This window comes from Synechococcus sp. A15-24, assembly GCF_014280195.1.
GTDB lineage: Bacteria > Cyanobacteriota > Cyanobacteriia > PCC-6307 > Cyanobiaceae > Parasynechococcus.
The window spans coordinates 1,286,248-1,295,620 of record NZ_CP047960.1; the positions used below are offsets into that span (position 1 = coordinate 1,286,248).

Here is a 9,373-nt window from a genome sequence, read left to right on the forward strand (position 1 = left end):
AGGGCGGAGGAATGACTCACAAGGAAGACTGGCTGGTAAGATCATTTTTTGCTCTCCCTCGGGGAAACGGATGAGTCAGGTCACAGTCGGCGAAAACGAAGGGATCGAATCCGCATTGCGTCGGTTCAAGCGTTCTGTGGCCAAGGCAGGCATCTTTTCCGACCTGCGTCGGATCCGCCACCACGAGACTCCTGTTGAGAAATACAAGCGCAAGCTGAAGCAGCGCTCCCGTAACCGCCGCCGCTGAAGCCTGCCAAACTCAAGATTGTTCAGCGGGACTGAGTGCCCGCTTTTTTGTTCGCGCTGCATGGATTGGGAACAGCGCTGCGGCAGCGTCACAAAGCTTGATCGGTTTCGCCAGACTCCAACCCAATTTCAGAGATTCGGCCGAACCCGATGTTCCTGCCTCCTCCGTTCTGCCCGATCAGTGCGGCAAAAATCGCCGGTCTCAAGGCCACGGTCAGCCTGTTGCTGGTCCTCCTGATCAAATCAAAACTCCTGCGAATCAAGATGTCGCTGCTGGGCTCCGTACTCGGATTCGCGATGCTGGTGGGATTTTTGATCAGCACCGGCCTACTCACCCTTGTGGCCGGCGGAGCCGTGGCCTACGCCGCCACGCAATCCAAGGAGGGCAACTGACCCATGGCACAACGTTTTGGATTGATCAGCGGAATCGGCCTATCCGCCCTTGGTGTTGCCGGTTTGGCAGGGGGAGGAATTCTCTGGAATTTCCAGGGGAGAACTCTGGGTCTCAGTGCCACCGTGACCGCTCTGGTCTTGTTGGCCATCAGCCTTGTACTGCTGCGACCCTTACCGGCGGAGCCCGTTCAGGAACCAGCCGCTGATGGTGAGCCAGCCAAAGTCAACGGCTTCTCCCTGCAGCTGCCTGAGGTGTCGCTGGTAGGTCTGCTCCTGGCAGCCATCGGAACCTTTGGGCTAGCGGGCTCCGGCATTGCCTGGAATTTCAAAGGCCTTGCCCTCGGCCTCACCGGCACGATCACATCGATCGCTGCCCTGGTCTTCAGTCTGCTGTTTCTCTGGCCCCTGCGGAGCAAAAAGGCCAAGGTCACTGCCACGCCTGCGAAGCCTGTGGTCACGGAACCGGCTGTCGCCCCAACCATCACCACCGCCGACGCGATCCGTCAGCAGTTGGCTGATGATCAAAACCAAGCACCGGAGGTCACTCTGAGGACATTCGCGCCGGACCACCTTGTGCCGGGACGCACCTTACCCAGACGATCCCGCAACGCTGGTCCCTCGCTTGGTCGTTACCGGTCGATGGTGGGCGAATTGTTCAGCAGCTGATTCATCACATTGCGCAGCTGTTGGTGCCAGGGCGTCACATCCACGGTCTGTCGACGCCCTGACCACTGGTCCATCCCGGGGTGAAATCCAGCCTCGTCCATCTCACGACGGAGTCTGCGCATCACTGGAATCAACAGTGCAGCAAAGACCAGGCTGAACAACAACAGAAATGGCAGCAACGTGACCAGCCAGATCGTTGCAACCGCCGTCAGCACACCTGTGAGGATCAGCTGAAGCCAACGCGGTGTGGCTCGACTGGGAAGTTGTTTCATCAACGACCTGGTTGGGATGCCTCTAAAGCCTGCAACCCGAGCATCAAATACGTGCGAAAACTGCCAAGCGCCATCACCTGTTGCGGTGATCGACCTGAACCGATGGCGTCACCTTCTTGGGCCATGTGTTGCAACAGGTAGCGGGTGTGATTCGCCCAGCACTCGAGCTCTACTGAAAGTGTGTCATTGCCCTCCTCAGCAGGAGTTGAAGATTCCTGCATGGCGGTTGAAAGCCATTGGTTCAGCTGCCGATGGCTGAGGGCGTCGGGGATTGAGGGGGCGTCGTCTCGATTCATGAGCGATTGATCTGAGATGACTCGACCCTATGGAGACGTCTTGAACAGGACCAGTTCGGTCGGCATGGGGATCACCGCACCGCTCAGGTGGTCTTGCCGAAGATGCGCTCCAGCTCTTGCCGGAAATCCTGCTGACTCAATGGCTCCGCGCCGCGACGTCGCCGGTTGCGGCGCACAAGCGAACGGATCCACCAGAGTTGCAGTGCAGCAAACAGCGTGCCGGTCACCAGCAAGCTTGCCGTGGCACTGTTCCAATCCATGCTGACGCCTCAATACCTCGATTGCGGCAACGTGAAGCCCGACTGCATGTGCCCGAAATCCAACATCACGTAAGTGAGCCAGATCAGCAGAGCGGCAATGCCTGCTCCTGCTGCAACTTTCGCCAGAGAGCGACCGATCATCTCCAGAAGGCTGACCTCTCTCATCGGGCGACAACGGCAACCCTCTGATTCTGCCGTGACTGGCTCCACGAATGAGGGAATGCGAACCTCAGTCAGCGTTCTCGACACCCATGCCGCTGATTCCGCGCTGGCGATACATGACACCCCAGGCCCGACAGCAGACCCGTCGCTTGGCTCTCGGCATCGGAGTTCTGGTGTTGCTGCTTGTGCTGAAGCTGCCGCTGCCCTGGCTGCTGCTGGCAGGGGCTGCATGGTGGCTACGGGGACGTCTGCAGCGATAAAAAAAGACCCCGCCGAAGGCAGGATCTGGGCACACCGGTGTGTGACCTTGTTTCCACACCGGTTTGCCTCCTCACAAATGAACGTTCGCGAACCAACGAGGGCGCTGAAAGAACGAGAGTGGAGGCGCGTCAACTGTCACCGTGACAGCTGGATGCAAGGGATGCTTCAGCCGATGCCCAGCAATCCGAAGCCGATTTGGCTGACGATCCCTTGTCCGGTGATCAGCTCGGTGAGCAGGCCGATCAGAAAACCCAACATGGCAATACGGCCATTGAGCAGTTCGGCACGGTTCATGCGCTCCGATGAAATCTGCGCACGAGCAGCGTCCTGATACCAGTCATCACGAGTCTTGGAGGCGGAGTCGGACATCTCTCAACTAAAAGTGAAACAATGTTACGCCTTCTTGACTTCCTCAGCAACAGACCGAAGCCAGAAACGCGTGAACATGCTGAACCGCCAGGTTCAAGTTCTGTTCCTCAGTTCGGCCAGAACGCTTTCGCGGCGAAAAACTGTGATCTCCGTCGGGGATCCACTGCAACGTCACCGCCGAGCTCAGGGAATACCCCTCCACTTCGTCCTGTCGCCCCATCGCATCACGCTCGCCCTGAACAATCAGACAGGGGGCTGACAGGTCGATCAAATGCTGGGTGCGCAGCTGAGCAGGCTTGCCCAGAGGATGGAATGGGTAACCGAGGCAAACACCTGCCGCAACAGTTGAACTGGCATGCAGCTCATCCAGGAGCAGACTGGCGATCCGTCCCCCCATCGACTTCCCTCCAATCACCAATGGCCGACCTTGACCCAGCTGATCAACAGCTTCCTTGAAAGCTTTCAGCAACACATCAGGCCGATCAGGAAGAGTCTTCTGCCCGGTCAGACGCCGTCTGGCCGTTTACGGGAAGTCAAAACGGTGAACCCGCCGGTTCAGCTGCCCAAGACCATCGGCCATGGCTTGCATGAACGGGGATTGAGAGTCAACTACAGCCCCATGTGCCAACAGCAAGGATCCCGACGCATGGACGGGACCCGTAGTCATCAAGTCGACAGGCATTGAGCCTTCAACGCGTTGCAGCAGCCTCGGTCATGGCAGGAGTTTTTGCTGCGAGAGCTTCCAAGGTCTCTTTGGAGTCAGCGGCAGGCGCGTCAAAACGACGGGCAATCAACTCGTCGATGGAGAACAGCCCAGGACCACAAGCCAACACTGCGATGGCGGCAGCGAAATAGAGGCCCAGAAGTTCCAACAAATAGATGTTGAAACCAGCAGTGACGATGGCGTGGTAAATCGCCACGGTGATCGTTCCGGCAATTGCCATGGCCCCCATACGGGTCAGCAAACCGGTGATCAGCAGCCAGCTACCGATGACCTCGGAGAAGGCCGCCACGTATGACAGAAGAATGGGGAAGGGAAGATGCAGAGGGCGAACAAACGCATCTGCGAAATTCTCGATATTGGCCAGTTTTTCGTAACCATGATGGATCAACAACGATCCAGTGAATACGCGAAGAAACAGCAGACCAAGATCGGCCGCGATGGCACGAGTCAGGACGAGACGGATCATCGGACCGAACATAGACACATGAAAATTAATGAACTTTCATGTTCAACCGCGCGAAATCAAAGGGATAGGGGCGCGATTGAGTGTTTTTACCTAGCCGTCAGTCGACGTCGTCCAGCTTCTCGTTGTGCTCCTTCTGCATCTCGACCATCTCAGCGCAGGTGAGGGCCGGTGCGTATTCGAAGTCAAGTCCGAACATGGAACGCCAGAACATGAAATGCCGGAACAAGGCCTTGGCATCGGCGGCCTTGCAGATCACGCAAACCCGTCCGGACTCAGGCATGTGCAGACGAGCCACCAGTTCGAACCCGTCGAACTTGTCGCCCTCAGCGCCGGAGTCCATGTATTCGATGAAGGCGGTGTAGCCCTCGTCCTGCGTTTCAGTCGGGACCTGCCCGTTGCAGACGTAGTACTGCATGGTTATTGAGAAGCAAGAAAAAAGATCTGATTCAGTCGTCGTAGACGAGGCACTCGGGCTCGTCTGGGTTCTGCTCACAGAACAGCTCGAGCGGTGACGGATCGTGGCTGTCGTTCGGAAATTGCTTCTTGTGGTCCAGCAACCACTGCAGCTCTTCGGTGAGGTGGCGCACCTTTCCGTCGTTGTGCTCCGAAAGGGCTTTCAGGAACTCTTCCTGATCCTTCTGGATGTGTTCGTCGATGGTTTTCATGGTTCAGGTCAGGCCTGCCAACCACTGCGTCGTAGCGGGGCAACCACCGTTGAATCAGTGAGTATTTCTACTTTTATCGGCGAAAGCACACATCGTCGAAGCCTGGTTTGCGATCAAGTCCTGTGACACATCAGTAGCCAGGTCGGCGCAAAGCATGGAGAGTCGGTTTGACAAAACAGAGCTCCTATGCATCTCAATGAACGGGTCGTGCTGACGGGAGCCATTTTGTTTGGCCTCGGACTCGTGGCCGGGATCGCCATCGGATCTGCCACTGCCGTGTCAGCACTCACTCAGGGTGCCCCTGATGTTATGCAGAGCTGGTCCGGCGTGGTTGCGATGCCCTGAGGATTGTCAGATCAAAGCCAGAGGGCGTGGCTGGTCCACCGACCGGCAGTTGTGATCATCTTCATTGGTGGTCCGCAATTCGAGATTGAAAAACAAAGCGGATGCGGTGTTGAGAAATGGACCGGCATGCCAGGTGCCTGGATGCAGCTTGACCCCCTCCCCCGGAAGCATCTTCATCAGCAACACCTGATCAGACGCAATCGAGCCATCAGCCCGGGGCGGGCCTGGAGGAGCCACAGCCAGCCACCACGCCTGAGCATCGGCTGACCCCAGACATTGACTCACCCGCTGGTGGGAGGTCATAGCTGCCAACACAGGTGGCCTGCGCCGGAGACGCATCAGGTAAAACCGTGGATGGCCGTCTGCATCGAAATGAAGCTCGGCGTCCTGGGGGCCGAAGGGTGAGGGATCGTCCTGCGGCAGCAGCAGGGTTCCGCAGCTGGAAAAGCGTGGATCGTCGGGGCGGATCGGCTGAAGCGTTGCGGCTGGAGAGCCGAGTAAGGACTCAACGGGCACCGACACTGATGCTCCCGACGCTGATCAACTGTTCCAGCCGTGCGCTGAGCTTCTGCTCGGTGCGATCGAAGTGATCGTGATTGCCCGCCATGAAGGCAAGCTCCTCACTGGTGATCACCTGATGGGTGACAGCATCCAGGTAGATCTGGACAAGGGACATCTCTTCGACGTCGTCAGTATTCAATCCTGGCAACAATGCACAGGATCCGTAGGCGTCCGCCAACACCGACAACGCCATGGAACGCTCCCAGATTCAGAGCTTGATCAAACAGTGCGCCGGTGGTCTGTTCGACCTGGCCTGTGCGGTGAGTGGTCGTGTCAACTGGGATCTCAGCCTGCCCGTGGGTGTGATCGATGCCAGGCGCAGCACCCCGAAGTTGATGGTCACCGCAGTGGGCACCATCAATTCGATGGTGCGGGCATCCGCCACCATCGGTCATCCCCTGATGCGGCGATTCTTCGAACGGATGGAGGCCGTGGGCGTGGAGCAGGCCCTGAAGGAGTCCAACGATGGGGCCGATGCCGATGCCTTTTCTGAGGTCTGGCAGGCCTACAAGGAGGAGCGGCGCCAGGGCGATGCACCGATGTGGAGCATGGAGGACGCGACGGACTTCGTGATGAAATCGCGCGAAGCCCACAGTGACCGCGAGGTCGCCTGCGTGGCCATATTGCCGGGGGATCCCCATGCCATCGTCACCTTTTCAGTGCCGATTGCGTTCCTCACCCAGGGGTGAATGAGCTTTGATCCACTGCTGCAGGTTGGGCTCGCTGTCATCGCGGTGATCGCCAATGCTTTATCGGCATTTGCCGGGGGCGGGGCAGGACTGGTGCAGTTACCGGCACTGATCCTGCTTGGGCTCCCCTTCGCCTCGGCTCTCGCCACCCACAAAGTGGCCAGTGTTGCCTTAGGGATTGGGGCTGCAGGACGGCACTGGCGGGCCAGCAGCCTGAACCGCAGCCTCTCCGGCTTGATCCTGCTGGCTGGTTTACCCGGTGTGTGGCTGGGTGCCAATGCTGTTCTGGCCATCCCAGACCGATTCGCTACGGCAGCACTGGGATTGCTCACACTGGGCCTTGGTGTGTATTCAGCGCGGCGGTCTGAATTGGGCCGAACGGACAACCCAGCGCCTTTGAACACACAAACGGTTGGTATCGGGGCGGCAGTGCTGTTTGGGATCGGAATCCTCAACGGATCCCTCACATCAGGGACTGGGCTGTTCGTGACTCTTTGGTTGGTCCGCTGGTTTGGATTGAGCTACTCACGAGCCGTTGCCCACACGCTGATCCTCGTGGGTCTGGGATGGAACGGCAGCGGTGCCCTGGTGCTTGGATTCAGCGGTGAGATCCACTGGGCGTGGTTGCCAGCATTGATCGCGGGATCCCTGATCGGGGGCTACCTCGGAGCACACCTGTCGTTGGTGAGGGGAAGCGGAATGGTGAAACGGGCTTTTGAAGCTCTGGCCCTGCTCATGGGCGCTTCACTGCTGATCAGAGCCTTCGGGTCCATGTGAACTCTGTTCAGCATCTGGAGCAAGAAAGCGGCCGGCATAGCGCGTGGCCATCACCACGGTGGCGGCTCCGTAGCCGATGAAGGTGACGGCCTGGCCGGACGTGCCGGTCTCGTACACCTCACCGGTCAACAGCATCCAGTCCATCAGAGAGGCGACGGTGCCCCAGATCACCACCCATACCGACACGTAGGTGATCCCTCGCCATGTCTTGTTCATGCTGGTCATCACTGCTGCGAAGAGGCTAAAGAAGAAAGCCCATGCGCCAGACCCCGTTGTCGCGCTCCTTCCACGCTGCCCTGGTTCCACCCCTGGTGAAGAACCTCAGCAACCTCAGCCATCTGCTGAAACGGGCCGAAGTCCACGCCAAGGAGAGTGGCTTCCCCATTGAGGTGTTGCTGACGAGCCGCCTTTACCCGGACATGTTCGACTGCACCCGTCAGGTGCAGATCGCAACGGACATCTCCCGTCGCGGCGTGGCCCGACTCGCCGGTTGCGAGGCACCTGTGATGGACGACAACGAAACGAGCGTGGAACAGCTGCTCGAGCGGATCAGCAGAAGCATCAGTTTCATGGAAGGCGTTGATCCCGTCGACCTTGATGGGGCCGAACGGAGGCAGATCCGACTCCCCATCCCAGCAAGCATGGGAGGGGGTGAGCGTGTCTTTGAAGGTGAGGACTTTCTCCGGTCCTTCGTGCTTCCGAATGCTTATTTCCACGTGAGCACCGCCTTTGCCATCCTGCGGCACAACGGTGTGCCGATCGGAAAGTTCGATTACCTCCTTGGCGAAGAGGCTCCTTGAGGGGCAGCTGCTCCCGTAATCTCACGCAGCTACAGACGAGGAGATGCCGAAGAAGCGCCGGAAGCTCAACAAGGAAATGGAAGCCGACATGGCAGCCGCCAAGCGCAAGATCGAGCTGATCTCTGCGCTGATCAACGACATCCGCGACGAAGACATCCAAGGGGAGTACCTGGAAGCCTTCGGCCAGGTGCGTTCAGCGGTGGTGAATCTTGTGGCCAAATACACCACCGATGGCTTCTGCGAGGAAACCGAAGGTTTACTGGCTCTTTACAAGGGCCTCATCGATCAGTTCGAAGCGGACTACGAGCTCTGACATCGGGCGGCCGACACCCGCACGAACAATCCGCTGATTTTTTTTGATTAGGGGATAATCAGGACATTCGGATCGACCCATGCCCCTCCGGCACAACAAACCTCAGGTTTCGCCCCTTCGCCTGAAGATCACGGTGCTCATCGCTGGCCTTGGCCCTCTGATCGCCATTAGCTTGTGGCTGGAATCCAAAGGTTTCTTCAGTTGATAAGTGTTGTTCGTTCTTTTCAAGCCACGCTGTTGCTGTCGTTGCTGACGGGTTCAGCTGTGCGTGCTGAAACAATTCAGCTCAAACTCAAAAACGGTGACACCATCAATGGCGAACTGATCCAAGAGGAGAGCACCGAGGCGCTGAAGGTGCTGATGCATCCCCAGCTCGGACGACTGGAAGTGAGCCAGGACGCCATACAGCCTGCCAAGAAGACGCCCAAATGGACATCAACCATCTCCGCGGGAGTGAATGCCGGAAATCAGGATGGCGATGGAACCTTCTCAGCCAATATCAACGGCACCAGCAACTACAAAAACAAATCAAATCAATTAAAAATTGAAGCTGGCTTGAATTACGGAAAAAATAAAGACAAGGGAAAATCACCTGAGGTCAAGACGGATCAAGGGATGGCCTCCGTCCGCTACGACCGGTCACTGACCGAGAAGCTGACGATCTACGCAAAAAGTGGCTACCGATACAATGGTCTCAACGATTCTGGGATCAATATTTTTGATGGATCAGTCGGAATCGGACTTCCCCTGATCACCAACACCTCCACCCAAGCAATATTATCCCTTGGCCCCAAAGTTCACTGGAGCAATGGCGGGAAAGATTGTGATAGCAATGAATTCTGCGGCAACGCCTATGGAGGCGGAACCCTGATCGCAGACCTCAGCTGGTCTCCACACAAGTCGTTCCAGTTGAAATTAGAAAACAGCCTTTCAGCCATCGCCGCCTCCGAGGTGAAACCCACGAACACCTTCACAGCAACGCTCAAATATTTCCCCAGGTTCACGAGCGGACTGTTCACATCCTTACGCTACGCATCCATCTACAACAGCATGAGCACACCGGAAAGTGACAACCGAATCACTGGCCAGGTGGGCTACGAGTTTTAAA

The 9,373-nt window shown here is 57.6% G+C and carries 21 protein-coding genes and 1 pseudogene; 10 read left to right on the forward strand and 12 right to left on the reverse strand.

Annotated features, from left to right (window positions below; translation table 11 throughout):
- The first annotated feature begins 70 nt into the window (after positions 1 to 70).
- The 3 genes from rpsU (at position 71) to SynA1524_RS07270 (ending at position 1,305) form a co-directional block, all read left to right on the forward strand.
- The gene (rpsU, locus tag SynA1524_RS07260) at positions 71 to 247 is read left to right on the forward strand and encodes a 30S ribosomal protein S21 (RefSeq protein WP_009790002.1); all 177 of its coding nucleotides are present in this window, start codon (positions 71 to 73) and stop codon (positions 245 to 247) included.
- A 149-nt stretch (positions 248 to 396) separates the two neighbouring features.
- A complete protein-coding gene (locus SynA1524_RS07265; RefSeq protein WP_186496385.1) occupies positions 397 to 639 on the forward strand; it encodes a hypothetical protein in 243 nt (80 codons plus the stop codon).
- Positions 640 to 642: 3 nt separating this feature from the next.
- Complete coding sequence (locus SynA1524_RS07270) at positions 643 to 1,305, forward strand: hypothetical protein (protein WP_186496387.1); 663 nt, start codon at positions 643 to 645, stop codon at positions 1,303 to 1,305.
- Here SynA1524_RS07270 and SynA1524_RS07275 read toward each other — a convergent pair.
- From SynA1524_RS07275 to SynA1524_RS07290, 4 genes are all read right to left on the reverse strand, one after another.
- Positions 1,269 to 1,577, reverse strand: a complete 309-nt coding sequence (locus SynA1524_RS07275; protein ID WP_186496389.1) for a hypothetical protein — start codon at positions 1,575 to 1,577, stop codon at positions 1,269 to 1,271. The two genes, SynA1524_RS07270 and SynA1524_RS07275, sit on opposite strands and share 37 nt — an antisense overlap.
- Positions 1,577 to 1,873 (reverse strand): hypothetical protein, encoded by a 297-nt coding sequence (locus SynA1524_RS07280; protein ID WP_186496391.1) that lies wholly within the window; start codon positions 1,871 to 1,873, stop codon positions 1,577 to 1,579. The genes SynA1524_RS07275 and SynA1524_RS07280 overlap by 1 nt, the downstream gene beginning before the upstream one ends.
- Before the next feature lie 83 nt (positions 1,874 to 1,956).
- A complete protein-coding gene (locus SynA1524_RS07285; protein WP_186496393.1) occupies positions 1,957 to 2,133 on the reverse strand; it encodes a DUF8681 family protein in 177 nt (58 codons plus the stop codon).
- A 9-nt stretch (positions 2,134 to 2,142) separates the two neighbouring features.
- Entirely contained in the window at positions 2,143 to 2,298 is a 156-nt protein-coding gene (locus SynA1524_RS07290; protein WP_186496395.1) for a hypothetical protein, read from the reverse strand.
- An 86-nt stretch (positions 2,299 to 2,384) separates the two neighbouring features.
- On the opposite strand from SynA1524_RS07290, the gene SynA1524_RS07295 reads away from it, so the two are divergent.
- On the forward strand, positions 2,385 to 2,555 hold the full coding sequence (locus SynA1524_RS07295; RefSeq protein ID WP_186496397.1) for a hypothetical protein: 171 nt from the start codon (positions 2,385 to 2,387) through the stop codon (positions 2,553 to 2,555).
- 166 nt (positions 2,556 to 2,721) lie between these two features.
- On the opposite strand, the gene SynA1524_RS07300 is transcribed toward SynA1524_RS07295, so the two are convergent.
- From SynA1524_RS07300 to SynA1524_RS07330, 7 genes and pseudogenes are all read right to left on the reverse strand, one after another.
- Positions 2,722 to 2,925, reverse strand: coding sequence for a chlorophyll a/b-binding protein (locus tag SynA1524_RS07300; protein ID WP_186496399.1), 204 nt, complete (start codon positions 2,923 to 2,925; stop codon positions 2,722 to 2,724).
- Positions 2,926 to 2,968: 43 nt separating this feature from the next.
- A pseudogene (locus tag SynA1524_RS12900) lies at positions 2,969 to 3,607 on the reverse strand (alpha/beta family hydrolase).
- 7 nt (positions 3,608 to 3,614) lie between these two features.
- Entirely contained in the window at positions 3,615 to 4,115 is a 501-nt protein-coding gene (locus SynA1524_RS07310; protein ID WP_186496401.1) for a DoxX family protein, read from the reverse strand.
- A 97-nt stretch (positions 4,116 to 4,212) separates the two neighbouring features.
- Positions 4,213 to 4,530, reverse strand: coding sequence for a DUF3303 domain-containing protein (locus SynA1524_RS07315; protein ID WP_186496403.1), 318 nt, complete (start codon positions 4,528 to 4,530; stop codon positions 4,213 to 4,215).
- A gap of 31 nt (positions 4,531 to 4,561) precedes the next feature.
- Positions 4,562 to 4,780, reverse strand: coding sequence for a CP12 domain-containing protein (locus SynA1524_RS07320; protein WP_011128318.1), 219 nt, complete (start codon positions 4,778 to 4,780; stop codon positions 4,562 to 4,564).
- Positions 4,781 to 5,131: 351 nt separating this feature from the next.
- The gene (locus SynA1524_RS07325; RefSeq protein WP_502707893.1) at positions 5,132 to 5,641 is read right to left on the reverse strand and encodes a hypothetical protein; all 510 of its coding nucleotides are present in this window, start codon (positions 5,639 to 5,641) and stop codon (positions 5,132 to 5,134) included.
- Positions 5,631 to 5,801 (reverse strand): PM-15 family protein, encoded by a 171-nt coding sequence (locus tag SynA1524_RS07330; RefSeq protein ID WP_222930475.1) that lies wholly within the window; start codon positions 5,799 to 5,801, stop codon positions 5,631 to 5,633. The genes SynA1524_RS07325 and SynA1524_RS07330 overlap by 11 nt, the downstream gene beginning before the upstream one ends.
- A 76-nt stretch (positions 5,802 to 5,877) precedes the next feature.
- On the opposite strand from SynA1524_RS07330, the gene SynA1524_RS07335 reads away from it, so the two are divergent.
- Positions 5,878 to 6,375, forward strand: coding sequence for a hypothetical protein (locus SynA1524_RS07335; protein ID WP_186496407.1), 498 nt, complete (start codon positions 5,878 to 5,880; stop codon positions 6,373 to 6,375).
- The gene (locus SynA1524_RS07340; protein ID WP_186496409.1) at positions 6,376 to 7,152 is read left to right on the forward strand and encodes a sulfite exporter TauE/SafE family protein; all 777 of its coding nucleotides are present in this window, start codon (positions 6,376 to 6,378) and stop codon (positions 7,150 to 7,152) included.
- Here SynA1524_RS07340 and SynA1524_RS07345 read toward each other — a convergent pair.
- Complete coding sequence (locus SynA1524_RS07345) at positions 7,120 to 7,368, reverse strand: hypothetical protein (RefSeq protein WP_186496411.1); 249 nt, start codon at positions 7,366 to 7,368, stop codon at positions 7,120 to 7,122. The genes SynA1524_RS07340 and SynA1524_RS07345 overlap by 33 nt on opposite strands.
- Positions 7,369 to 7,424: 56 nt before the next feature.
- On the opposite strand from SynA1524_RS07345, the gene SynA1524_RS07350 reads away from it, so the two are divergent.
- From SynA1524_RS07350 to SynA1524_RS07360, 4 genes are all read left to right on the forward strand, one after another.
- A complete protein-coding gene (locus tag SynA1524_RS07350) occupies positions 7,425 to 7,952 on the forward strand; it encodes a DUF1993 domain-containing protein (protein WP_186499565.1) in 528 nt (175 codons plus the stop codon).
- Positions 7,953 to 7,995: 43 nt separating this feature from the next.
- Positions 7,996 to 8,265 (forward strand): hypothetical protein, encoded by a 270-nt coding sequence (locus SynA1524_RS07355; protein WP_011128324.1) that lies wholly within the window; start codon positions 7,996 to 7,998, stop codon positions 8,263 to 8,265.
- Between the two features lie 79 nt (positions 8,266 to 8,344).
- Positions 8,345 to 8,470, forward strand: a complete 126-nt coding sequence (locus SynA1524_RS13045; RefSeq protein ID WP_286188524.1) for a hypothetical protein — start codon at positions 8,345 to 8,347, stop codon at positions 8,468 to 8,470.
- 32 nt (positions 8,471 to 8,502) lie between these two features.
- Positions 8,503 to 9,372 carry a DUF481 domain-containing protein gene (locus SynA1524_RS07360; RefSeq protein ID WP_222930476.1) on the forward strand — a complete coding sequence of 290 codons (870 nt, stop codon included), beginning with the start codon at positions 8,503 to 8,505 and terminating at the stop codon, positions 9,370 to 9,372.
- Position 9,373: the final 1 nt, after the last annotated feature.

What these genes read in the sequence shown, in the direction of transcription:
- SynA1524_RS07285 (WP_186496393.1), bottom strand. Translation starts at nt 2,133, where the DNA reads ATGGATTGGAACAGTGCCACGGCAAGCTTGCTGGTGACCGGCACGCTG.
- SynA1524_RS13045 (WP_286188524.1), top strand. Translation starts at nt 8,345, where the DNA reads ATGCCCCTCCGGCACAACAAACCTCAGGTTTCGCCCCTTCGCCTGAAG.
- SynA1524_RS07330 (WP_222930475.1), bottom strand. Translation starts at nt 5,801, where the DNA reads ATGTCCCTTGTCCAGATCTACCTGGATGCTGTCACCCATCAGGTGATC.
- SynA1524_RS07265 (WP_186496385.1), top strand. Translation starts at nt 397, where the DNA reads ATGTTCCTGCCTCCTCCGTTCTGCCCGATCAGTGCGGCAAAAATCGCC.
- SynA1524_RS07335 (WP_186496407.1), top strand. Translation starts at nt 5,878, where the DNA reads ATGGAACGCTCCCAGATTCAGAGCTTGATCAAACAGTGCGCCGGTGGT.
- rpsU (WP_009790002.1), top strand. Translation starts at nt 71, where the DNA reads ATGAGTCAGGTCACAGTCGGCGAAAACGAAGGGATCGAATCCGCATTG.
- SynA1524_RS07280 (WP_186496391.1), bottom strand. Translation starts at nt 1,873, where the DNA reads ATGAATCGAGACGACGCCCCCTCAATCCCCGACGCCCTCAGCCATCGG.
- SynA1524_RS07320 (WP_011128318.1), bottom strand. Translation starts at nt 4,780, where the DNA reads ATGAAAACCATCGACGAACACATCCAGAAGGATCAGGAAGAGTTCCTG.
- SynA1524_RS07290 (WP_186496395.1), bottom strand. Translation starts at nt 2,298, where the DNA reads ATGAGAGAGGTCAGCCTTCTGGAGATGATCGGTCGCTCTCTGGCGAAA.
- SynA1524_RS07310 (WP_186496401.1), bottom strand. Translation starts at nt 4,115, where the DNA reads ATGATCCGTCTCGTCCTGACTCGTGCCATCGCGGCCGATCTTGGTCTG.
- SynA1524_RS07345 (WP_186496411.1), bottom strand. Translation starts at nt 7,368, where the DNA reads ATGAACAAGACATGGCGAGGGATCACCTACGTGTCGGTATGGGTGGTG.
- SynA1524_RS07315 (WP_186496403.1), bottom strand. Translation starts at nt 4,530, where the DNA reads ATGCAGTACTACGTCTGCAACGGGCAGGTCCCGACTGAAACGCAGGAC.
- SynA1524_RS07355 (WP_011128324.1), top strand. Translation starts at nt 7,996, where the DNA reads ATGCCGAAGAAGCGCCGGAAGCTCAACAAGGAAATGGAAGCCGACATG.
- SynA1524_RS07340 (WP_186496409.1), top strand. Translation starts at nt 6,376, where the DNA reads ATGAGCTTTGATCCACTGCTGCAGGTTGGGCTCGCTGTCATCGCGGTG.
- SynA1524_RS07295 (WP_186496397.1), top strand. Translation starts at nt 2,385, where the DNA reads ATGCCGCTGATTCCGCGCTGGCGATACATGACACCCCAGGCCCGACAG.
- SynA1524_RS07270 (WP_186496387.1), top strand. Translation starts at nt 643, where the DNA reads ATGGCACAACGTTTTGGATTGATCAGCGGAATCGGCCTATCCGCCCTT.
- SynA1524_RS07275 (WP_186496389.1), bottom strand. Translation starts at nt 1,577, where the DNA reads ATGAAACAACTTCCCAGTCGAGCCACACCGCGTTGGCTTCAGCTGATC.
- SynA1524_RS07300 (WP_186496399.1), bottom strand. Translation starts at nt 2,925, where the DNA reads ATGTCCGACTCCGCCTCCAAGACTCGTGATGACTGGTATCAGGACGCT.